Source organism: Sporomusa malonica, assembly GCF_900176355.1.
GTDB classification, from domain to species: domain Bacteria; phylum Bacillota; class Negativicutes; order Sporomusales; family Sporomusaceae; genus Sporomusa; species Sporomusa malonica.
Genome location: NZ_FWXI01000009.1, coordinates 162677 through 183912 on the forward strand (window position 1 = coordinate 162677; position 21236 = coordinate 183912).

The following is a 21236-nucleotide window of genomic DNA, read 5'->3' on the forward strand; positions in this document are numbered from 1 at the left end:
AAAGCGGAAGTCGACGTTGCCCTTATCCAGACGGAAAATTCTACTTTCTAACAGGATAAAAAAAGCCGCCCACCCAAAGGTAGACGACTAAACTATTGATCATTGGTGTAGCATCTTTGTAGTAAACCATTTATAAAATACTTCTCCACACCTGCTACAAATACACTTGTTCCATCCGGCCACAACAACACCGCAGGAATGAGCGTTGCCACCGCACTCATGTTTAAACATCATAATAAACCTCCGTACTACTGCTACCCTAATATATTCAACGTCCAATCAAACCTATCCTCTATTTTATGTAAATAAATAGCGCCGCCCATCTCCGAAGACCAGGCGGCGCTACATCAGTCTAAATTGTCGAATTACAACTATCCTCAAAACAACGAAATAACAAAACAACGACAATGACAACCACGATCCACCAACGATTAGCGCGGTGGAAATCGCATCCAAAATTGGATTTACAACCGTCGAAGAAATCCATATATATCCCCCCTTGCTATTAATGGGGTCCATATATAGTATGAGTTAAAACCAACTTTTGACTCTAATCCGCATTATCTCGTGCAAATCTCCCTGGCTTTCCGAGGGCTAAAAAATCATTCTGTGTTCTGCTTTCTCTCCAAGGCAATTGCAATTCGTTGCAACGCTTTATTTATGCCGGTTAACTGCATCAGAGCATAGATAACTACAGCACCATATAAAATCATGAATATCATCCCGAATGGAAAAAAACCGCCACCACCATACCCCATCAATACTCATCACTCCGCTTCGCTTACTATTACTGAAGGTTTTGTTGATCCAATTGGAGTATACCCTCATTTGCAAAAGAATACACTACCGTGTTATTTCTCAATAAACCATCTACCTTCATCACAAAAAAGATATACTTGCTTACCGGCAATATGACAGGTGTATCGCATTCCCTGTCCGCCAGATTTCAATGATGCCGCCTGGCGCACATCAAGAATTTTATCGACAGTAAACACTCTGCCATTTTCCCAATTTAGTAATATAGGTTTAATTACCCCATTAACGTCGTGTTCCGCTGTTATGTTAACGAACAATTTGCCCATTTGTGTATCACCTACCTAAAATACGAAGTTGGTTGAATAACATGCTCATCCTTAGGGTTAAACCCTGTCAGTTGTCGGTCTAAAAGCATGGCACAACGCTGGACGCTATAGTGGCCAAAACGCTTACGCAGGCTGTCAATTGTTCGTTCAAGTTCTTCCCCCTCTGGCTTAATATCATGGAACAGGTCTAATTGAATGTTGCCGCCGGCAGTCACTAGGTCGGCCCCGCGGACACCAAGGCTGCGGATAGGCTTACTCCAGCAGTAATTCGCAGTAAAAAGCTCCATGGCCTTCTTGGCGATATCGGCGGACACGAACGAGGGAGAGGTAAGTTTCCCTTGGCGTTCGAACAAATATAACTCCTTATCACGCACGCAAATGGATACTGTCTTGCATTTTAACCCATGGTTTCGCAGATGAGCAGCAACACTCTCAGCTAGTACATAGATAATTAGTTTTACATCCTGGTCATTCGCTAAATCCCGCACAGCGGTTGTACTATTGCCAACCGACTTTATTAAGCTTTCTTCTCCCGTTAACCGCACTGGTGCTGAATCAAAACCATTGGCAAAACTCCATAGTGTTTCACCCCACACTCCGAGTATCAAACGCAGCTTTTTTAGATCGGCTTTTGCCAAGTCTCCAATGGTTCGTACCATGCGGTTTTCAAGCTTTTGTCGCGTTGAACGGCCAACATAGAGTAGTTCACCTACTGGCAACGGCCAGATCTTATCCTGGTAATTACCTTCCGTAATAACTGTTGTAGCATCTGGTTTTTTCATGTCACTTCCGAGCTTCGCAAATATTTTATTGTAAGATACGCCGATAGAACAGGTAAGCCCGAGTTCCTCTTTAAACCGTTGCCGGATAGTGTCTGCAATAATGGGGCCAGACCCGAAAAGCTTCAATGAACCAGTCATGTCCAGCCAGCACTCGTCTATGCCGAAGGACTCAATCTGATCGGTATAGTCTGCGTATATCGCCCGGGCCATCTGGGAGAACCTGAGATATTTGCGAAAATCTGCCGTCACAGTTATAAGGTTTGGACACTTTAGCTTAGCTTCCCATATTGCTTCACCTGTTTTAATTCCGAGCTGCTTGGCAGGCTGATTTTTGGCCAGCACGATTCCGTGCCTAGCTTCAGCATCTCCACAGACGGCTATTGGTTTATCTCTTAGCTCTGGCAGGTAAAGACACTCAACTGAAGCGTAAAAGTTATTTAAATCAACGTGTAGGATGGTGCGAGACATTTTATTGCCCCCAATACAGAACATTTGTTTGTATTTATTCTAGAACGAATGTTCGTATTTGTAAAGCGGGAATAACTGCCAAAAGGGTAAATAATCCCTATAAACAGATATAAGAAAAAGCACCTCGGAGGTGCTTTAATTAGAGTTTTTTTATTACAAAGGGAGCTTAGGATTACTATTTTACAAGATACTGGGCGGCATCAGCAAATGCGATTGCCTCATCCAGTCTACCTGTGAATAGGCGCATGGTTCTTTCATGATCTCCGTCTTTAACAATAACAGAGAAGGTTTTTCCTCCCCGCAATAACTGTGAAACTTCCAAAACTACGTTGCCTTTCGCGGCCATGAGGTTTTGAGCGGCTTCATATTTTGCCGGATGCTCGTCACAAGTAACCGTAAAGCCGGAGTTCTCAAGGACGCTTCGGTAGTCATTACATTCACTATTGATGGTTTCAAGGATGCTGGTAAGCTTTTTTTCATATAGGGAAGCCAGACTATTTTTTACGTTAGACACACAAATCACTCCTATCTATTTAGCTGTCAGGTCATTCCTGGCAGACATTACTCTTTGGTTATAGTATAGGCTGATTTTTACTATTAGTAAAATAGATACTAGAGATGTTTACTATACATCAAACAGATAGTATAATGTATCTATTCAACTCTCGCTTCACTTCACCTTAGAAATAGTGGCGCGACAAAGGGAGGTTGCCCCTATGGAAATGGTTCATCTTCAATATTTTATTGCCGTTGCCCGCCATAAGAGCTTTAGCAAGGCAGCCGAAGTATCCCACGTTTCCCAGTCAGTCGTAAGTAAACTGGTCAAAGACTTAGAACAAGAAGTCGGCTTTGTTTTGTTTGATCGCAGTTCCAAAAAGGTAACCTTAACCGATGCCGGTGCAATCTTTTTGACTGAGGCGGATAAAGTAGTCACTCTGTTCAATAACCTTACCGCCGACTTTGACAATAAGTGTAAACTACCCAGAGGAAAAGTCAGCATTGGTCTGCCGCTTATGGCGGATGCCGTTTCCTTTGCGCAGTTGCTCGGCCAATTCCGGAACCACTACCCGGAAATTGAAACAGAGCTATACGAATACGGGTCTAAGAAAATTGAGCTGGCTATCCAGGATGGAATGTTAGATGTCGGCATCATCTGTCGTCTGCCGGGAAATCCTGAGGTTTTTAATTCGTTTACATTTTCTCACGATCCACTGCAAGTGGTAGTTCACCCATTGCATCGCTTCGCCCAATTAAGCGAGGTTAATCTTTCCGATTTAACCCACGAACCCTTGATTCTCTCCAGCAGCGACTTTAGTCTGCATGATGAAATTATTAAAAAATGCAGCCAAGCCGGCTTTCAGCCGAAGATCGCCCTGGAGACCTCACAGCGGGAACTTATGGTGCAGACGGTGGCAATCAATTTAGGCATCGCTATAATTCCGAAAAACGTCTGCGACAGTCTAAACCACAATCTTGTTCGCGCCGTACCCCTGGTCAATCCTGAAATTGTCCATAGTATGTCCGTAATTTGGAAAAAAGGCCGTCCCCTCTCCTATCCAGCCAAACTCTATTTAGATTTCGTTCAGGAATACCTTTTTGATTGGCCCCAAAAACGAGGAAGAATCTCAAAAGCAACCAGGCTTGATCCTTAGTATATAAGGATTAAGCCTGGTTGTACCATTTAGAACCGCTTGGTGAAGCAGTCTCTCTTTAGCTACAGGAATTTCTCAAATTCAGGTGGCATAGAATTATTCTGAGGTGAAACCAAATGTCAATCATTGATACCGATCCCAACCAACTCGCCCTGTTAATGACCCTGATTGCCATTTCTTTTTCTGAGGATAGAGATCCTAACGAAGTAAACATTGTTGGCAACGTAATTATAACAATTGGTAGTATTATGGTTACAATTGCGGCCCAAAAACTGGCTCAGGAATCAGACCAAAAAACCAATCGACAGAATCATCAATCGCCACAGAATATTCAGCAACAAATTGATCAACTACAAGCCCAAATCGATCAACTTAGGCAATAGATAACCATATACACGCTTCCTGCCAGCGACATCTACGAGTTGCTGCTAACAAAGCAACGAACCCTAGCCTTAGCTAGGGTTCTATAAAAAACAGAATCCACATCATCTGCCAGCACTCCGCTATATTTAGTTCGCTTTGTCTTGATATGTATATAATACACGATCATTATGAAGAACCGATGAAGATATTATGGCTTTTTCGTGAACGTTTGCAGGCAACATAGCATAAAAAGAGCTACCCTTGCCTACTGTACTCTCTACTTGCACTTTGCCACCGTGGATTTCGGTCAATTGTCTGACGATCGCCAGGCCAAGGCCAGTACCCCCACTTTTTCTATCCCTAGACTTATCGCCTCGGTAAAAATGGTCAAAAATATACGGCAAATCGGCAGCGTCAATGCCTGGACCATTGTCGGCAACAGTGACCTTTACCCAATCTTGCTCTTCTAGCTTTGTTAACTCGGTAGAAACGGTTACCTGCCCACCAGTTGCGGTGTAACGAATGGCGTTCGTAATCAGATTATAGAAGATCTGGCATATTCTATCGGCATCAGCAGTAATTAGTGGCAGTCCTTGTGTCAAGTTCTGCTCAATAGTAATCTTTTTTTCATCAGCAAGGGGTTTTAGCATATACAAGGCCTGCTCAATCATCTGATTGACGGCAACCGCTTTGAACTCTAGAGACAGTTGGCGAACTTCCGCAAGCGACAAGTCTTTCAAGTCTTTGATTAGCCGTGATAAGCGGACAGCTTCCTCGTGGAGGGAAGTCAGCTGTTTTTGGTTAGGCTCAATGATGCCATCGATCATTCCCTCCAGGTGGCCTTGGATAACAGCGAGCGGGGTTCTGAGTTCATGGGCGATATTGGCCAGAAATTGCCGCCTTAGCTTGCTGTTATTATCAAGCGTTTCTGCCATGCTGTTAAATATCACAGCAAGACTTCCCACTTCATCTTTAGAGGTTACGGGTACTTTCTGAGCAAAGTTACCCCGCTCAATCTCCAGAGCAGCGGCACTTACCGTGCGCAAAGGTATGGTTATACTGCGGGCCAAGGCATAGCTTGCCATTAACCCAGCTACTAATAGGGCTACGCCAACCCAGATGAGTGACTGATGTACTGATGTTAAGAAGTTTTGCTCCGATGTTCCCATCATGACCGCCTGGCCATGACCACCTGGACCCATGTGTGTTATCATGCTGCGGTGCATTTCCATTTGCTGAACGGTAACATACTCTTGGAATAAATCGGTCATTTGCGAGTTAGCCAAATAGATAAGCAAAAATACGGTTATGGCTACTGCCAGGAACATAAGTCCTGTAATCCGATAAATAATGCTATTCATTTTGGCTACCTGCCATACGGTAGCCTACACCATAGACGGTTTGAATGTATACCGGCTCTTTCGGGTTATCCTCAACTTTTCGCCGCAGATTCTTGACATGGGCGTCAATGGTGCGTTCATAACCCTCGAAGGAATAGCCCTGGCTTTGCTCAACGATTTGCAGTCGGCTGAATACTCTGCCCGGATTAGCCGCCAACAGTTCCAGTATCTTAAACTCGGTTGGCGTCAGCTCAACAGGTTGTCCGCCTTTTGTTATCTGATACTGTTCCAGATCAATGGTTACATCACCCATTCGAAATTGTACAGGCTTTGCAGTTGTTCCCTTGGTCCGGCGCAAGATAGCCTTAACGCGGGCCACAACTTCCTTGGGGCTAAAGGGCTTGGTCACATAATCATCGGCGCCAATTTCTAAGCCAATTAACCTATCGCTCTCTTCATCCCGGGCAGTCAGCATTAAGATGGGTACCTCGCTATCCCGCCGTAGTGTCCTACAAATATCCCAGCCATCCATCCCTGGCAGCATTAAGTCAAGCACCAGAATATCGGGTTGTTTGTCCCGGGCTGTTTTTAATGCAGTTAGACCATCATTCGCAGTATATACTATAAACCCATCCTTTTGAAAATACAATTGTAGCAACTCTACTAATTTTACATCATCATCAACAATTAAAACTGACCGTTGTGTCATGTTCTTTCCCCCCATTAATATCCTTCGGTAAAAATTACTGGCGTCAATATACGACGCCAGTCTTAATTTAGACTTTAAACTTTGGGACCGCTTCTTTCCAGTTTCGTTACATTATGTTCCTTATCCTCTTCCGTTGGTCACTCTATAGGAAATTTTACTGTCCATCCCGCTCCATTCCGTATTCAGTACTAATTGCCTATATTATACAAATTAAATATGAATAACTTATGAATATGGTATGAAGATATTATGCGTTTTGCAGACAACTGACATGCCACAGTACTAAGGGTATCGCCAGAAGCCAATAACAATAGATTTCTTGGTTATCATAATAAATACCCCTTTCTTGACCTATGAGATACGGGTTTCATGTTTTAGATATTCTTATAGCAAGTTTATCTTATGTGATTTACTGTTCATGTATTTTCTATTAATAAATGGCCTATATGCATAGCGCAACAATGTCTGATATACTCTTACTATCCAGGCTGGACCGTATACTATTTTAGAGGTGGTTTTATGTTAGTAAAAAAAGGCCAAGCTGCCATTAGCTTGGTATGTGTTGTATTAGGTATCATGCTGGCAGTGCAATTTAGGAGCAATCAAGATTTTCGGTATTCTCTACAAAATCAACGAGCAGAAGATTTAACACTACGGTTAAGCTCTGCCGAAAAAGAAAGGGACAGCCTGCAATCTCAAGTACGGGAATTACAGACCTCTGGCGGCAATGCGTCTTATAAAGAACTTCAACGCACTGCCATGGGAGCGGGTACAATAGCACTGGCAGGTCCCGGTATTGTTGTTACTGTAGAGGAAGACCGTAAGCCAACGGCAGAAAATAGAAGCTCTGACCTATATTTCATCAGGGCAGAGGACATGCTCAAAATCCTAAACGAGCTGAGGGCAGGAGGCGCCGAAGCCATTGCCATCAATAATCAGCGACTGATTACGGGTTCGGGAATTCGTCAAAATGGACAATCCATGTCAGTCAATGGCACACCCTTTGCTGCCCCCTTTGAGATAAGAGCAATCGGCGACCCGGCAACGCTGGAGAATTCGCTAAAGATGCGAGGCGGGGTTATCGAAACTTTGTCCTTCTGGGGAATTAAGATTACTGTTTCCCAGAAACCTGATGTACAAATTCCGGCCTACACTGGCGGCTTTCAGTTTCAACATGCACACCCCATGAAGGAGGCTGGTAAGTGATGTGGCTGCCACTAATAGGACTACTTATTGGCCTTGGTATCGGTATGGCTTTTCCCATAACGGTTCCTGCACAATACGCCAAATTCATGTCGATTGCACTCTTGGCCTCGCTGGATTCCGTGTTTGGCGGACTGCGAGCCGTACTGAGCAGTCATTTTGATAATGTAGTTTTTATCACTGGATTCTTTACTAATGCTCTTATGGCAGCTTTTTTAGTCTATGTTGGCGAGCGCATCGGCATTGACCTCTATTATGTGGCTCTGCTAACGTTTGGTCTGCGTATTTTTCAAAACCTGGCCATTATCCGCCGCCAAAGGCTTAAAAGATAAAAGCAGCAATAAAATTGTAAAGAGGCTTCCCTTCTGCGGGCAGCCTCTTTATTTTGCCATCAGGATCGATTCGGTTATGCTAACTTGCGGTCTCTGGTGAAGCAACAATAAGCTTAATTATTTTCCCTGAATACTCCTCAATGGAATACGTATGTATGCCTGCCTCATTTACATTCTTTACTGTTTCTCTGTTAATATTTGAACCGATGACATGCAAAGCTACCGGATTAAGAACATCCATCACCCACCCCAAGAATGGATTATCACTGCGTACATGCTCAAGAAGAATAATCCACCCACCTGGCTTACACACTCGCTTGACCTCTTGTAAGCCTTGGATCGGGTCAGGTACTGAACAAAAAACACAGGTAGCAATCACAGTATCGAAAGAATTATCGGGAAAGGCCATGTTTTGAGCATCCATCTCCAGCAGAGTAACGGGCACCTTGGCTTTGGTCAATTTTTGCTTAGCTTTTTGTAACATGCCTGGACTAAAATCTATCGCTGTCACTTGGCATCCAGGCAGATAAAATTCCAGATTGGCGCCTGTGCCTACCCCTACCTCTAATACCTTGCCATTCGCTTGCTCAACGGCCTTACGGCGAAGCTTAATTGGAATCATTTTGTCCATCCAGTCGTAAAATAAAGCTGTCCGGTTATACCTTCTACGGACAATATCGGTTTCACGATTAAATGGCTCAGACAACGTAATACCTCCTATGAATGCCTGTGATCAAACCACATACTACCATGCAGTTGTAGTTTTCTCCCATCTTACCACATCGTAAACTCCCCGTATAGAAAAACAGTCAACCCGGATGCGGCTGACTATTTTTCTATACTCTATTTGTTAACAAATCAATATGAATATCTAATGAAGATTCTCTTAGAATGAATATACAAAAACGAAACCCATTATTTTGTGGTAATAAAGGTTCCGTCTTTTGTTCAATGTGTTCTCATTCTATAAATAACTAGGATTTAGTGGTGCCCGCTATGCTCGTTTGACTGATTATTGCTATCGGCAGGCGGCGGTACTTGCTGCTCATTTTGCTGGGTATTGGTTTGCTCTGCGAACACAATCGGTGAAACCAACCCAGATGTCGCTACAAATGCTCCCAGCATTAAACCCATTACCAGCTTAGATACCGTCTTATTCATACTATCAAGCTCCTTTTAATTGAAATAATATAGGGCTTAGGTAAGCCTCCACCATTTACTTAGATAAATATTACCACAACAATGTGAATAAGTTATGAATTAGCTATGAATATCTTGTGATTTTGCTGCCCGGGTTATTACCGCAAAATACTAATAAGGTAGATATACAAAAAACGTGGTTCCCGTGCCCTGTCCACTATCGACCATAACTTTACCACCGTGGAATTCCACCAATTGCTTCACAATCGCCAGTCCCAGACCAGAGCCGCCACTTTTACGGTCCCGGGATTTTTCTCCCCGGTAAAAATGGTCAAAAATGTGGGAAATATCATCAGGAGCAATGCCTGGCCCGTTATCACTGACACCGATCTTTACCCATTGCTGTCCTTGATTTTTCTCTAGCTGTGTTGTTATCAACACCTTGCCTCTATCCGGGGTATACCGGAGTGCGTTGACAAAGATATTGCTAAATACTTGGCTAATGCGGTCAGGATCCACATTAATCTCAGACAACTTTTCATTTAAATTACACTCGACAGCCATTTTCTTTTCGTCTATCGTTGTTTTCATGAGTTGAATTGTCCGGCGTATCAGATGGTTAATGTTGGTTGGCTGCTTATCTAGGGAAAGTTGCCCAACTTCAGCCAAGGACAAGTCTTTAAGGTCAGTAATGAGGCGATTGAGCCGAATGCTTTCCTCATGTAACGATGCCACTTCTTCTTTATTCATGTCAATCACATCGTCCAACATGCCTTCCAGATGTCCTTTAATAATAGCAATAGGAGTGCGTAATTCATGGGCAATATTAGCCAATAGCTGTTGTCTTAATTTCATGTTGTTTTCGAGAGTTGTGGCCATCCGGTTAAAAATTTTGGCCAGATGCCCCACCTCATCTTTCGAGGAAACGGGTACCCGTTGCTCAAACTTCCCCTGTTCAATAGCCTCGGCAGCAATACTAAGTCTACGTAGTGGTACGGTGATACTGCGTGCTAAAGAATAGCTTGCCAACAGCCCTAGCACAATGAGTATGGCCCCGACCCAGTTTAGCGACCTATGGACCGAGGCCAAAAATGTCAATTCAGCTTGTCCCATATGGTGCATCATGCCGCCGCGGCCCATAATCAGCAAATACTCCCGAAAGAGCTGATTCATCTGATAGTCAGCAAGATAGATGAGTAATACCACTGTAAAGGCCACAAACAAAAACATGAGGCCGGTAATCCGGTAGACAATACTATTCATCTTTTGCCACCCCAGCTAATTTATAGCCCAGCCCGTAGACGGTCTGAATATACACCGGTTCTTTGTGGTTAGCCTCCAACTTGCGCCGCAGGTTCTTAATATGGGCATCAATCGTCCGCTCATACCCTTCAAACGTGTAACCATGAACTTGTTCGGCGATTTGAAGGCGGCTATACACCTTGCCTGGGTTTGTAGCCAGCAGTTCTACTATCTTAAATTCGGTGGGGGTTAATTCCACCACTTGGCCGTCCCGGCTTACCTGGTAAGAATCCATGTCCATTGTCAAGCCGCCGATTTTAATGGCCTCTTTACGTAAAACGGCCCTATTGGTACGCCGCAATATGGCCTTGGCACGGGCTACCACCTCTTTGGAACTAAAGGGTTTAGTAACATAATCATCAGCACCCAGTTCCAGGCCCACCAGCCGGTCGCTTTCTTCATCACGGGCAGTAAGCATAATAATCGGGATATCATTATCTTTGCGTAGCCGCCGGCATACTTCCCAGCCGTCAATACCAGGCATCATCAAGTCAAGCACCATAATATCAGGCCTATGTGCGCGCACAGCCTTTAACGCATCAATACCATCAGCTGCCGTATAGGCGATAAACCCATCTTTCTCAAAATATATTTTGAGCAATTTTACCAGTTTGGCATCATCGTCTACTAGTAATACTGAATTCTGCACCATGGTATTACCTCCTAGTTACCGTTCATCCTAGTGGCTCCTACTAGCTGTAATGTATGCTTTTGTTATAAATTGTCGAAATGCACTTAGTACTACCAGTATACACTTTTAATATGAAGAACTTTTGAAGATTCTATGAAAAACTTATGTAAATTGAATTAATTAAGCCAGAAAATCAACAACAGGGCGGCCTTTGCCGCCCCATCAGTCGCCTAACTAATTCCATGTGTACTTTTCATATATGCATCCATCGCTTGCGGGTCAAACACTAAAATTTAACCTGCGGCACCTGTTTTGCACCCTCATCGGCTTTAAAATACTCTTTGGGGCCAAACCCCATCGGGCCAGCAATAATACTGGTTGGCAGTGAGCGGATCGATGTGTTATACCCTTGGACGCTTTCATTGTAATCTTTACGGGCAACTGCGAGACGATTTTCTGTTCCTGCCAGTTCATCCATGAGGGCCCGAAAGTTTTTATCCGCTTTTAAGTTAGGGTAGTTTTCCGATATTACCAGCAGCCGGCTTAATGCCGAGCTCAGTTCGCTATTGGCCTGCGCTTTAGCAACCGGACCTTGGGCACCACCCAACTTAGCCCGCGCATCGGCTACTGCTTGGATGGCCTGCTGCTCGTGACCGGCATAGCCTTTTACCGTATTAACCAAGTTAGGAATCAAGTCGGCCCGGCGCTGCAGCTGGTTCTCGATTTGACTCCACTTGCCATTCACATTCTCGCTCATACCTACTAAATTGTTGTATCCCGAAAAAACACTAACTACGATTACCGCGACAACCGCCAACACAATCCATACCGTTTTATTCATAGCGCTTCCTCCTTATCTTAATAATGCATGGCATAGACCATCGCCACTGCGCTTGCTGTCCATGCTCCCCACTTTAATGTTTTAAGAACTATCTTTTGCCCTGTTGTATACGCTTCTACATTTTCCGCCTCAGGCAGTTCCGGTTTATTCTGCTGCATTTTAACTCCCTCCCAAACACTAACTAGCTTTACACTAATGATACCAATTATTTATGAAGAACTTATGAAGACACTGTGAAGAAATTCTATTTTTTTCGCTAAAAAGCAACAGCCCTCACCAAATGTGAGGGCTGAAATACTGTTTATTGTTGTGGTTCGACGTTATCCGTGATGGGCACTATGGTCGTTTGACGAATTGCCCGGAGTTTTCTCAACCTGCTGATGGCCGCTGTGATCACTGTCCATGTCCACAGAATTCACCAAATCAGACATCATCTGATGAAAACTCATATCCTGCTGAAGCATTTGTTTCATGATTCCTTGCATCTTGGGAGTTTTCATGACGTCTTTCATCGCCTTTTGCATTTCAGGGTTTTTCATCATTTCAATGCACTGTTTTTGCATCTCCGGACTCGCCATCATTTGAGCCATGGCCTTAGCATCCATGTTCCCCATCATAGCTCCCTTTTGGTTTGCCGGCGCTTCACATGCCTGAGGCGCTTTTTCGGCCGCGCTAGCTATTGTTGGGCTAACACCCAACCCAAACACAGACGCGGTTACAAGACCGCCAACAACCCAAATTGCCAATTTCTTATTCATTATAAACCCTCCAAGTATACTTTTTTAATCTATGAATTTTTGCTTAATTATAGCACTCGCTTTGCCCCGTAATACCGTTTAACGAAATACGTATCGTTCATGTCCCCTATTGCCACTATACCTTGGGAAAAGGAAGTGTGGATGAATTTATCGCCGCCGATATAAATTCCCACATGGGACGCGCCTGGCTCATAGGTGGTGAAATAAACTAAATCACCTGGCTGCAGTGCTAGCGGCGATACCGTCCGCCCGACCAGAAACTGTAGATCAGCGGTGCGGGGCAGATTAATCCCGGCCTGCCGGTATACATACTGCACCAGCCCGGAACAGTCAAAACCCCGGGCCGGAGAAGCCCCGCCCCAAACCACCGGTTGACCAAGCATATTCCTAGCTGATGCCAATATTTGCGAAGTCTGCCCGTTGGGTATAGCAAGACTTCGGGCGACCATTTGCTGCTCATCGGCAACCGGCAGAACGGCCCCCGACAGAATGGAGTCAAGTGACTGGACAAACTGGTTATACCCGGAAGCCGGAGCGGCCTCAGCCTCTGCCACTGGGCTTAGCAACATGCCGGCCAGTACGGCAATCAGTATCCATCTGTTCATTGGCCGCTCCTCCTTTCCGAGCCATTTAATGGCTCATGGTCTGCAGGTGAGTAGTCGTCTGCTTCATAAGGTCCTGCATAGCCTTTACTTTGCTCTCTAGGGCACTTGGGTCTGTTTTACCGGAGTTCACAGTGTCTTTAATCTCAACAGCGGCTTTACGCAATTTGTCTTTTAACCCGGCATCCATCATATGAGGCATGACCTTATCGGTAGTACTTACCAATTGCGCGGCGCTCTTTTGCGCATCCATTGTTTGGCCTGCTTTCACTTGTTTGACCATATCCTGCAAAGATTTATCCATGTCTTTCATCATAGGCATCGGGTCTTCCTTGGGCATGGCTGCACTATGCCCTTGATGACCAGATGCTTGCTCTTGACTGGCAGCTGGCGGTTTGGCAGCCGTTTTTTCATTGGAGCCGCAACCGGCTAGAAGAGACATAACTACGGTAATAACTAAAGTGCCTAGTAATACTTTGCTTTTTATCATAATTGAATAGCCTCCAATCGATTTTATAAAGAAATAGTTAGTTAACTGCGCTTAGTCGGCAGTATGAGCTTTACCAGTTGCTGCTGGATTCTTGCGCTCGCGCCACCGGTTCCAGACCAGGTAGATGCACGGTAACACAATCAAGGTCAAAATCGTGGAGGTAACCAGACCGCCCACAACGACCGTGGCCATCGGACGCTGCACCTCAGCGCCGGTACCTGTGGCAAAGATTAAGGGAAACAAGCCCAAACTGGCGACCAGGGCGGTGATCATGACAGGTCGCAGACGAGTATGTGCGCCTTCAACAATGGCTTCTTCCAATGACCGATGGTCTCGCAGTTGTTTAATATAGGTCACCATAATAACCCCGTTTTGCACCGCTATCCCAAAGAGGGCGATGAACCCGACAGCCGCCGCTACCGTTAGGTAAGTGCTGGTGGCATACATGGCCACAATTCCGCCTACCAAGGAAAACGGGATGTTCATCAGGATGAGGAAAGCATCACTGGCCGACTTAAAGGTCATATAGAGTAAGAAGAAGGTGAGCACGATGACCGCTGGCACCACCAGTGACAGACGGTCTTTCGCCCGTTGCTGGTTTTCATACTGTCCGGTCCATTTCAGAGAATATCCGGGAGGCAAATCAACCTTTTCCTTGATGACCTTGTTCGCTTCATCAACAAAACTAACCACATCCCGGCCCCGGGTATTCATCTGCACGATCATCCGGTAGACGCCGTTTTCACTGCTGATCATCGACGGCCCGTCCACCACCTGGAACTGAGCCACTTCGCCCAGTTGTACATAGGTACCAGTAGCCGGGCCGGCAACTGCTGCAGTTGCACCGCCGCCCATGCCGCCCATTCCGCCGCTGCTGCTTTTCCCCGCGGCGCCGCCACCGGTTACCGGAATAAGGATATTTTGCATGGCGTCAATGGTTTCTCGATTTTCCCGGTTATAGCGTACTAATACATTGAAACGTTTTTTGCCTTCGATTGTAGTGGTGGCGATTTTGCCACCTACGGCTAATTCAATAGCATCTTCGACATCGGCAATGTTAAGACCATATCGGGCTGCTTTTTCCCGGTTGACTTGAATCTCCAGGTAGGAAGCGCCAAAGACCCGCTCGGCCAACAGATCGCTGACTCCTGGCACGGTTCCCAGTGCCTTTTCAATATCAAAGGCTTTTTGCTGCAGCACCTTGAGGTCTTCCCCATAGAGTTTGATGCCGAGCTCGGTACGAACCCCGGTGGTCAACATGGATAACCGGCCGGCAATTGGTTGGGTAAAGGCTAAATTGAGTCCGGGAATGCTGGCTAGTTTGACCATCATTTCCTGTTCAATCGTCTCCTTTGTCATACCAGGCCGCCACTGATCTTTTGGTTTTAAGGTGACAATGGTTTCAATCATACTAATCGGCGCTGGATCCATGGCCGACTCGGCCCGGCCCACCTTGCCCACCGACATGTCGATTTCCGGAATGTCCATGATCACTTTATCCATGGTTTTGGCTGCTTCCAGTGCTTCTGTCAACGACACACTAGGCAGCATGGTTGGCATCACCAGGAACGTTCCTTCATCCAAAGCCGGCATAAAGGTGGTGCCAATGAGCGGTAATAACGAGAACCCAGCGACCATCACAACGACGGCGATGACAATGGTGGTCTTACTGTGCTTTAATACCGTTTTCAAAGTAGGGACATACCATTGATGCATCTTGGCAACAATCCAGGTATCCTTTTCCTCAATCTTGCCTCTGAGCAGTAAGGTGCACAGCACCGGTACCAAGGTGAAAGCCAGCAGCAGTGACCCGCTCATGGCAAAGGATTTAGCCCAGGCCATCGGCGTATACATCTTGCCTTCGGTACCGGTCATGGTAAATACCGGCAGGAAGGTGACAATGATAATGGTGATGGAAAAAAAGATGGGTGCAGCTACTTCTTTTGCCGCTTCCAACGTTACATCAACAATGTTGCGCCGGCCGCGGTCCTCCGCCAAATGTCGGTAGATGTTTTCCACCATAACAATGGCCGCGTCGGTCATGACCCCAATACCGATGGCAATGCCGCCAAGGGACATTAAGTTGGCCGATAGGTGAATCTGTTTCATGGCAATGAGCGCAATCAGGATGCCGATAGGAATGGCACTGGTCACAATCAAGCTGGACCGGACATTGCCGAGGAAGATGATTACAATAATTGAGACTAAAATAAATTCTTCAATTAACGCCCGGGTCAGTGTATTGACCGCTTTTTTCACCAGATCGGTCTGATCGTAAAAAGGTACAATCCGCATGCCTTCCGGTAAGGTTGGCTGAATTTCGGCAATCTTGGCTTTTACTTGGTCAATGACGTTTAGCGTGTTTTCGCCCATACGCTGAATGACAATACCACCGGCCGCTTCATAACCGGATTTGGTCAGCACGCCCCGGCGAAAGTCCGGGCCGGCGGTCACGTTGGCTACATCTTTGATATATATCGGCACATTGTTGTTTTGAGCAATTACTATATTTTTAATATCGTCAGGTGACTGGATTAATCCCAGCCCGCGGATGATGAATTCCTGACCGTTTTGCTCGACAACCTTTGCCCCAATGTTGGCATTGTTGGCGCCAAGCGCCCCAAATACCTGGTTAAAGGTAACCCGGTAGCTTTGCAGGAGATGAGGATCCAGATTGATCTGGTACTGCATCACATAGCCGCCAATGCTGGCGACCTCAGCTACGCCAGGCACAGCGCTTAGTTGCTGCTTGATCGTGAAATCCTCAACTGTACGCAGATCCGCCAGGTTGTGTCGGTCGCTTTCCACGGTATACATAAAGACCTGGCCCATTGGCGTGCTAACCGGTCCCAGGGCAGGCTGAACGCCGCGCGGCAATTGGGGAATAGCTTGCTGCACTTTTTCGTTCACAACTTGACGGGCAAAATAAGGCTCGACCCCGTCTTCAAAGATTACGGTAATGAGCGACATCCCAAAGGAGGAAGCAGAGCGTACTTCTTTGACCTTTGGCAGTCCCCGCAAGGCCGTCTCCAGCGGATAGGTGACCTGGTCCTGAATTTCCTGCGGGCCGCGGCCCATCCAATCGGCCGAAACGAGTACTTGGTTTTCACTGAGGTCGGGAAAAGCGTCGATGGGGGTGTCACGCACGACAAAGACTCCCCAGACAATAATTAGCGCGGATAATACCAGGATAATCGCACGGTTTCTCAAGGAAAACTCGATTAATTTATTTAACATACCGCTCCCCCTTAATGACCGCTATGGTCGCTACCGGCAGCCGGAGCAGCAGGTGCAAGCGGTGTTTTTGCCGGAACTGCTGCACCACTATTAGAGCTGCTTGGAGCAGGTGCCGGTGTGGCGGCGCCCTTGGCAGCCCCTCCGCCACCATGACCAGCATGGCTGCCAAGGCTGCCTAATTTGGTCTGGGAATCAATAAGGAAGGTGGCCGCTGTTACGACTGTTTCACCAGGCTGCAGTCCGGACAGTATTTGAATATAGCCATCGGCGTGCTGCCCGACAACCACCTCTCGTTTAACAAAGGTGTCTTCACTTTGAGCTATAAAGACGATTTTACGGCTGCCAGTATCCAGCAAGCTTGATTCTGGTATAACCAGGCTGTCCCCGAGCGGGATTTGCACATTGGCGTTAACGAACATATTAGGCTTCAGCTTACCTGTAGGATTAGCCATTTCGACCCGTACTTTGACTGTCCGAGTAGCATCATCGAGTACCGGGTTAATAAAGGTCACATTCCCCGTAAAGGTTTGCCCCGGGTAGGCACCGCTGGTTACCACGACCGGCTGACCGGGAGTAATGCCAGCAATGTCTTTTTCGTAAATATCAGCATACAGCCAAACAGTAGCTAAGTCCGATAGACTGTACAGTTTATCGCCAGGCATAATGAATGCTCCGGGCAGCACTTGTTTTTCCAACACAGTGCCGCCGAACTGAGCATAGATAGTCATATGATCTTTGGGCTGGCGGGTATGTTCCAGATGCGCGATGTCATTGTCTGAAACATTTAACAGCTGCAGTTTACGCCGGGCTGCGTCCCGCAGGCGGCTGTTGATCTGAACCACATCTTTGCTGGCGTTTTTCAGTTTCTGCACACTTTCTATTGCCAGCAGATATTCTTCCTGTGCAGCTATATAAGTCGGGCTATACACGGAAGCGATTGCTTGACCAGGGGCAATGGTTTCTCCATCGGCGGTTACATAAAGTTCATCCACCCGACCTTCGACACGGGAAGTGATATAGGTGCGGCCGCTTTCATTCATAGCAATCTTGCCGGTGGTCTTGACTTCCTTGGCGAGCGACTTAACGACTGCTTGCGCGGTTTGCACCCCAGCCAATTGTCGAGCCTTGGCGTCTAGGGTGACTGTATCGCCCATAGCCATAACCGGGGCATTTGTTTGGTGGCTTGTATGGTCTACAGCCGCCGATTTATTGTGCTGAACAGTATAGTAATAGCCGACACCGCCAATGACCAACACACCAGCGGTTACACCAATAATAAGTTTCTTCTTGGCCTGTAGTTTTTCGATCATGCTGTCCTCTCCCTTTTTCGCTTACTTTATGGCTGTGCTCCACTTGTGAATAAAGGCTTCCCTATCGTTTTTTCTAAATTAGCTGCCGCTTTTTCATAATCTGTTTTAGCTTTGTATAGACCCAACTTAGCATTGCGGAGGGTATTTACGCTTTCCAGGACAGTCATAAGGTCTACTTTGCCATGGGTGTAACCGACAACAGCAGCCTGGTAGGTCTGCTCGGCCTGGGGAATGAGGGTATTCTTATATAGTTCAATTTGACGCCAGGTAGCTTGGGCATCGGTAAGCGTCATTTGGACATCAAGTTCGGTCATATTCTTCATATTCTGAAGAGCAGCTTGCGAGGCTTCGAGGCTGGCCTGGGCTGCTTTTATTTCGGCTTTATTTTTACCCTGCCAGATGGGGAACATTGCCATAACTTCAATTTTCCAGGTCGATTTCCGTTCGCCCAGCATCAATGTCGTTTTCATGGGGTCCATAGGGTCCACTTGTGACTCGATCATAGACTCCTTATTCTTTTTGTAACCCAAATTGACTTCAAAGTCAGGCAGCTGTTGTTTTTTCGCTAATTCAACTCCGCTTTTGGCCATATCAACTTGATATTGCATCCCAGCGACTGACGGCTTGCCTTCATTCGCGGTTTTAATAAGACCGGCCATATCAAAATTAGGGGGAGGGGCGGTAAATTCTTCTTTGACCTCAAAGCTTGTCTCGGTGCTGCGGCCCATCAGGTTGTTAATCCTTGCTTTGGCCACAGCCTCCATTGAGGCCATATTTAAAAGATCAATTGTCATTTGCGAAAACTCAGTCTGAGCTTTCAATGTATCCTGAAGCGGCACCATACCGGTTGAGTAATTGACTTGCGCCAATTTTGCGAGCTGACCCATAAGTTGCTGGCTCTCTTTACCAATTATCAGCGCCTGTTTGGAGTAAAGGTAATCGTAATAGGCCTGTTTTGCTTGGGTGTAAATCTCAACCTGTTTCTCACTCCAGGCGGCTTTGGTCATATATGCTTCATTCTCAGCCATCTTCCCCATTGCCTTAAGCTTAGACGGATTCATAATTTCCTGGCTGATACTAAATTCGGTCATCATACCTTGACCCGGGTTTAAGCTCGTGGTGGGGATATCGTCCTTCATAATCCCTACTTTAAGGTTGGGCTGTGCTGTGACTGCGGGAATGCGACTGGACTTCTCCTCCCATTTTTTTTCGGTTTCGATAACCGATGGGTTGTTTTTCATGGCATGATTCACGATTTCCTGCAGGGTCATGGGTTGCTCCTCTGCAAGCACTGGCGATAAATTAGTTGCAAGCATAATACTGCACATGATGATTGCTCTTAAGATGCCAGTTTTTGGGGTACTGCTCATTATTGTCGCCTCCTTGGATTCTATTTTTACGGCCTCAGCACTAGAGCTTTATGTAGTATGCAATAGTATCTGCACTACTCGGCTATCATGCCTGACTATTACTATACCTTACGAATTTGAAGATCTTATGAAGATACAGTGAAAATCTGTTGAATTTGATAAAATATTTTAGTAGAAACCACGACAGCAAGAATCAGCCTCGAATGAGTAGAAGTTTAAAAAAAACAAAACAGCTCTCTACCCATACAGAGAGCTGTCTGCAAATTATCGGTTACTGCTGAGGCATGGTATTAGTTTGTTGGTTGGAGTGGCAGTTGGCATTGCCCCCCATCATGCCGCCGCTACCGCCCATCATGCCGTTCATCATTGAACCCATGTTGGCCATATGCTCATCCATGGCTTTTGCTTGTTCGGGCGTCAATACACCATCTTTTACATGCTGCTCCACCATGCTTTTATGCATTTCATTCATTTGCCCTTTATCCATCATACCCGGTGCAGGTGACTCGGCGAAAGCGAAGGTGGCTCCCAGCGCGATAACCAACGCGGCTGCCAAACCTATAATTAAACCTTTTTTCATTTTGTTTTTCCCCCTTGTTTTGGATTTGTCTTTATTATAGCAAGTCATTATGAAGAAGCTGTGAAGATTTCTTGAAGAACTTATGCGATTTTACAATGTAAATCTGATTTTGATTTTCGTCAAAATAAAATACGCAAAAGCCTATTTATTGTACAGGCTTTTGCGTATTGTTAATTAAAGGATCCAGTTTGCGCATAGTATCTATCTACAAATCTCTCATCTAGAAACTGGCAACGATATAAGTATGTACACTACCAAAAAAATAATTAATACTATCCCGCTCCAGACGTAATAAGAACTACGTTTACGCCTATGTGGTAGCTGCTGCCTAACCAACTCACGAGCCAGAAACACCTAATCACTCCATTCAGTATAATAATAACTATACATATATCAGTTATAGACATGATCTAGTAAGCTAGCTATAACTACATTTGACTCTCTTTTCTTTAGCGAGCTCATCTAAGTCCCTAACAACAAAGTTTGCAGGGAGTTCATTTCCGCTTTCTATTACAAGCTTCGTATCATTTAATATCAACATAACTTCATTGTCATTAAGTCGCTTTTCTGTATTTATATATGGAAAAAACAATTTTATCTTCCCGCTTAATACGTACACTACTCGGTAGCTGGTAGCTCTAATATTTTCAGCAGAAATATCATATAATTTTTTTATACACTTTAGACATAAACCAGGGCAATTAATGCACTTGTTAAAGTTTATTTGGTTTTCTAAAACAGCACAAAACGGTTCAATGTTACTGACAGACTTTTTCTCATTAACAGAGCAGGAAAAAAAAGATATATCCATGAGCAAGTTACCTCCACTATTAGATATGTTAAATATATCACACCTTAGGCTAAAAGTCCTACTTTTCTGGATAATTAGTCCTTAAAATCATGAGTAAGATATTTTTAGTCAGAAACTGTACTGAAGGCAAAAAAAAATTAACCCTCTCCATTAAGGAAAGGGCCAACATAGAGGAAATCGCTACTGTTGCTTAAAGGATTATGAGTTTGCTAGGAGAATTATCGAAACATAAG

25 protein-coding genes are annotated in these 21236 nt (G+C 45.4%); 4 read left to right on the forward strand and 21 right to left on the reverse strand.

The window, feature by feature from the left end:
- Positions 1-92: 92 nt before the first annotated feature.
- The 5 genes from B9A22_RS26330 to B9A22_RS12425 form a co-directional block, all read right to left on the reverse strand.
- Positions 93-221 (reverse strand): hypothetical protein, encoded by a 129-nt coding sequence (locus B9A22_RS26330; RefSeq protein WP_281252393.1) that lies wholly within the window; start codon positions 219-221, stop codon positions 93-95.
- Between the two features lie 381 nt (positions 222-602).
- Positions 603-761 carry a hypothetical protein gene (locus tag B9A22_RS25425; protein WP_176215502.1) on the reverse strand — a complete coding sequence of 53 codons (159 nt, stop codon included), beginning with the start codon at positions 759-761 and terminating at the stop codon, positions 603-605.
- A gap of 90 nt (positions 762-851) precedes the next feature.
- Positions 852-1082, reverse strand: a complete 231-nt coding sequence (locus B9A22_RS12415; RefSeq protein WP_084576047.1) for a hypothetical protein — start codon at positions 1080-1082, stop codon at positions 852-854.
- An 11-nt stretch (positions 1083-1093) separates the two neighbouring features.
- A complete protein-coding gene (locus B9A22_RS12420; protein ID WP_084576048.1) occupies positions 1094-2332 on the reverse strand; it encodes a DNA polymerase Y family protein in 1239 nt (412 codons plus the stop codon).
- Positions 2333-2507: 175 nt separating this feature from the next.
- Positions 2508-2846, reverse strand: coding sequence for a hypothetical protein (locus B9A22_RS12425; protein ID WP_084576049.1), 339 nt, complete (start codon positions 2844-2846; stop codon positions 2508-2510).
- A 202-nt stretch (positions 2847-3048) separates the two neighbouring features.
- Between B9A22_RS12425 and B9A22_RS12430 the strand changes: the two genes are divergently transcribed.
- Positions 3049-3984: a LysR family transcriptional regulator gene (locus tag B9A22_RS12430; protein WP_084576050.1), complete on the forward strand. Its 936-nt coding sequence runs from the start codon at positions 3049-3051 to the stop codon at positions 3982-3984.
- Positions 3985-4100: 116 nt separating this feature from the next.
- Entirely contained in the window at positions 4101-4367 is a 267-nt protein-coding gene (locus B9A22_RS12435) for a hypothetical protein (protein WP_084576051.1), read from the forward strand.
- Positions 4368-4493: 126 nt separating this feature from the next.
- On the opposite strand, the gene B9A22_RS12440 is transcribed toward B9A22_RS12435, so the two are convergent.
- Positions 4494-5708 (reverse strand): sensor histidine kinase, encoded by a 1215-nt coding sequence (locus B9A22_RS12440; RefSeq protein WP_084576052.1) that lies wholly within the window; start codon positions 5706-5708, stop codon positions 4494-4496.
- Positions 5701-6396: a response regulator transcription factor gene (locus tag B9A22_RS12445; protein WP_084576053.1), complete on the reverse strand. Its 696-nt coding sequence runs from the start codon at positions 6394-6396 to the stop codon at positions 5701-5703. Before B9A22_RS12445 ends, B9A22_RS12440 begins: the two co-directional genes overlap by 8 nt.
- Positions 6397-6915: 519 nt before the next feature.
- Between B9A22_RS12445 and B9A22_RS12450 the strand changes: the two genes are divergently transcribed.
- Entirely contained in the window at positions 6916-7602 is a 687-nt protein-coding gene (locus B9A22_RS12450; protein ID WP_084576054.1) for a DUF881 domain-containing protein, read from the forward strand.
- Positions 7602-7931 (forward strand): small basic family protein, encoded by a 330-nt coding sequence (locus tag B9A22_RS12455; protein WP_084576055.1) that lies wholly within the window; start codon positions 7602-7604, stop codon positions 7929-7931. The genes B9A22_RS12450 and B9A22_RS12455 overlap by 1 nt, the downstream gene beginning before the upstream one ends.
- A 79-nt stretch (positions 7932-8010) precedes the next feature.
- On the opposite strand, the gene B9A22_RS12460 is transcribed toward B9A22_RS12455, so the two are convergent.
- From B9A22_RS12460 to B9A22_RS12520, 14 genes are all read right to left on the reverse strand, one after another.
- Complete coding sequence (locus B9A22_RS12460) at positions 8011-8637, reverse strand: class I SAM-dependent methyltransferase (protein ID WP_245823970.1); 627 nt, start codon at positions 8635-8637, stop codon at positions 8011-8013.
- A 275-nt stretch (positions 8638-8912) separates the two neighbouring features.
- Positions 8913-9092: a hypothetical protein gene (locus tag B9A22_RS12465; RefSeq protein ID WP_084576056.1), complete on the reverse strand. Its 180-nt coding sequence runs from the start codon at positions 9090-9092 to the stop codon at positions 8913-8915.
- A gap of 150 nt (positions 9093-9242) precedes the next feature.
- Entirely contained in the window at positions 9243-10334 is a 1092-nt protein-coding gene (locus B9A22_RS12470) for a sensor histidine kinase (RefSeq protein ID WP_084576057.1), read from the reverse strand.
- Positions 10327-11025, reverse strand: coding sequence for a response regulator transcription factor (locus B9A22_RS12475; protein ID WP_084576058.1), 699 nt, complete (start codon positions 11023-11025; stop codon positions 10327-10329). Before B9A22_RS12475 ends, B9A22_RS12470 begins: the two co-directional genes overlap by 8 nt.
- A gap of 265 nt (positions 11026-11290) precedes the next feature.
- Positions 11291-11845, reverse strand: a complete 555-nt coding sequence (locus B9A22_RS12480) for a LemA family protein (RefSeq protein ID WP_084576059.1) — start codon at positions 11843-11845, stop codon at positions 11291-11293.
- 17 nt (positions 11846-11862) lie between these two features.
- Positions 11863-12003, reverse strand: coding sequence for a hypothetical protein (locus B9A22_RS25430; protein WP_176215503.1), 141 nt, complete (start codon positions 12001-12003; stop codon positions 11863-11865).
- Between the two features lie 162 nt (positions 12004-12165).
- The gene (locus B9A22_RS12485; protein WP_084576060.1) at positions 12166-12603 is read right to left on the reverse strand and encodes a hypothetical protein; all 438 of its coding nucleotides are present in this window, start codon (positions 12601-12603) and stop codon (positions 12166-12168) included.
- A gap of 47 nt (positions 12604-12650) precedes the next feature.
- A complete protein-coding gene (locus B9A22_RS12490) occupies positions 12651-13208 on the reverse strand; it encodes a C40 family peptidase (RefSeq protein ID WP_084576061.1) in 558 nt (185 codons plus the stop codon).
- A 25-nt stretch (positions 13209-13233) separates the two neighbouring features.
- Positions 13234-13695 (reverse strand): hypothetical protein, encoded by a 462-nt coding sequence (locus tag B9A22_RS12495; RefSeq protein ID WP_084576062.1) that lies wholly within the window; start codon positions 13693-13695, stop codon positions 13234-13236.
- Positions 13696-13746: 51 nt separating this feature from the next.
- Positions 13747-16932 (reverse strand): efflux RND transporter permease subunit, encoded by a 3186-nt coding sequence (locus B9A22_RS12500; protein WP_084576063.1) that lies wholly within the window; start codon positions 16930-16932, stop codon positions 13747-13749.
- Between the two features lie 11 nt (positions 16933-16943).
- Positions 16944-18242 (reverse strand): efflux RND transporter periplasmic adaptor subunit, encoded by a 1299-nt coding sequence (locus B9A22_RS12505; protein ID WP_084576064.1) that lies wholly within the window; start codon positions 18240-18242, stop codon positions 16944-16946.
- A 26-nt stretch (positions 18243-18268) separates the two neighbouring features.
- Complete coding sequence (locus B9A22_RS12510) at positions 18269-19612, reverse strand: TolC family protein (protein WP_084576065.1); 1344 nt, start codon at positions 19610-19612, stop codon at positions 18269-18271.
- Between the two features lie 271 nt (positions 19613-19883).
- Positions 19884-20192 (reverse strand): DUF2680 domain-containing protein, encoded by a 309-nt coding sequence (locus B9A22_RS12515; RefSeq protein WP_084576066.1) that lies wholly within the window; start codon positions 20190-20192, stop codon positions 19884-19886.
- A 418-nt stretch (positions 20193-20610) separates the two neighbouring features.
- On the reverse strand, positions 20611-21003 hold the full coding sequence (locus tag B9A22_RS12520; protein WP_084576067.1) for a hypothetical protein: 393 nt from the start codon (positions 21001-21003) through the stop codon (positions 20611-20613).
- Positions 21004-21236: the final 233 nt, after the last annotated feature.

Excerpts from the sequence above, each read along its gene's own strand:
- B9A22_RS26330 (WP_281252393.1), bottom strand. The coding sequence starts at position 221 with ATGAGTGCGGTGGCAACGCTCATTCCTGCGGTGTTGTTGTGGCCGGAT.
- B9A22_RS12415 (WP_084576047.1), bottom strand. The coding sequence starts at position 1,082 with ATGGGCAAATTGTTCGTTAACATAACAGCGGAACACGACGTTAATGGG.
- B9A22_RS12420 (WP_084576048.1), bottom strand. The coding sequence starts at position 2,332 with ATGTCTCGCACCATCCTACACGTTGATTTAAATAACTTTTACGCTTCA.
- B9A22_RS12430 (WP_084576050.1), top strand. The coding sequence starts at position 3,049 with ATGGAAATGGTTCATCTTCAATATTTTATTGCCGTTGCCCGCCATAAG.
- B9A22_RS12435 (WP_084576051.1), top strand. The coding sequence starts at position 4,101 with ATGTCAATCATTGATACCGATCCCAACCAACTCGCCCTGTTAATGACC.
- B9A22_RS12440 (WP_084576052.1), bottom strand. The coding sequence starts at position 5,708 with ATGAATAGCATTATTTATCGGATTACAGGACTTATGTTCCTGGCAGTA.
- B9A22_RS12445 (WP_084576053.1), bottom strand. The coding sequence starts at position 6,396 with ATGACACAACGGTCAGTTTTAATTGTTGATGATGATGTAAAATTAGTA.
- B9A22_RS12450 (WP_084576054.1), top strand. The coding sequence starts at position 6,916 with ATGTTAGTAAAAAAAGGCCAAGCTGCCATTAGCTTGGTATGTGTTGTA.
- B9A22_RS12455 (WP_084576055.1), top strand. The coding sequence starts at position 7,602 with ATGTGGCTGCCACTAATAGGACTACTTATTGGCCTTGGTATCGGTATG.
- B9A22_RS12465 (WP_084576056.1), bottom strand. The coding sequence starts at position 9,092 with ATGAATAAGACGGTATCTAAGCTGGTAATGGGTTTAATGCTGGGAGCA.
- B9A22_RS12470 (WP_084576057.1), bottom strand. The coding sequence starts at position 10,334 with ATGAATAGTATTGTCTACCGGATTACCGGCCTCATGTTTTTGTTTGTG.
- B9A22_RS12475 (WP_084576058.1), bottom strand. The coding sequence starts at position 11,025 with ATGGTGCAGAATTCAGTATTACTAGTAGACGATGATGCCAAACTGGTA.
- B9A22_RS12480 (WP_084576059.1), bottom strand. The coding sequence starts at position 11,845 with ATGAATAAAACGGTATGGATTGTGTTGGCGGTTGTCGCGGTAATCGTA.
- B9A22_RS25430 (WP_176215503.1), bottom strand. The coding sequence starts at position 12,003 with ATGCAGCAGAATAAACCGGAACTGCCTGAGGCGGAAAATGTAGAAGCG.
- B9A22_RS12485 (WP_084576060.1), bottom strand. The coding sequence starts at position 12,603 with ATGAATAAGAAATTGGCAATTTGGGTTGTTGGCGGTCTTGTAACCGCG.
- B9A22_RS12490 (WP_084576061.1), bottom strand. The coding sequence starts at position 13,208 with ATGAACAGATGGATACTGATTGCCGTACTGGCCGGCATGTTGCTAAGC.
- B9A22_RS12495 (WP_084576062.1), bottom strand. The coding sequence starts at position 13,695 with ATGATAAAAAGCAAAGTATTACTAGGCACTTTAGTTATTACCGTAGTT.
- B9A22_RS12500 (WP_084576063.1), bottom strand. The coding sequence starts at position 16,932 with ATGTTAAATAAATTAATCGAGTTTTCCTTGAGAAACCGTGCGATTATC.
- B9A22_RS12505 (WP_084576064.1), bottom strand. The coding sequence starts at position 18,242 with ATGATCGAAAAACTACAGGCCAAGAAGAAACTTATTATTGGTGTAACC.
- B9A22_RS12510 (WP_084576065.1), bottom strand. The coding sequence starts at position 19,612 with ATGAGCAGTACCCCAAAAACTGGCATCTTAAGAGCAATCATCATGTGC.
- B9A22_RS12515 (WP_084576066.1), bottom strand. The coding sequence starts at position 20,192 with ATGAAAAAAGGTTTAATTATAGGTTTGGCAGCCGCGTTGGTTATCGCG.
- B9A22_RS12520 (WP_084576067.1), bottom strand. The coding sequence starts at position 21,003 with ATGGATATATCTTTTTTTTCCTGCTCTGTTAATGAGAAAAAGTCTGTC.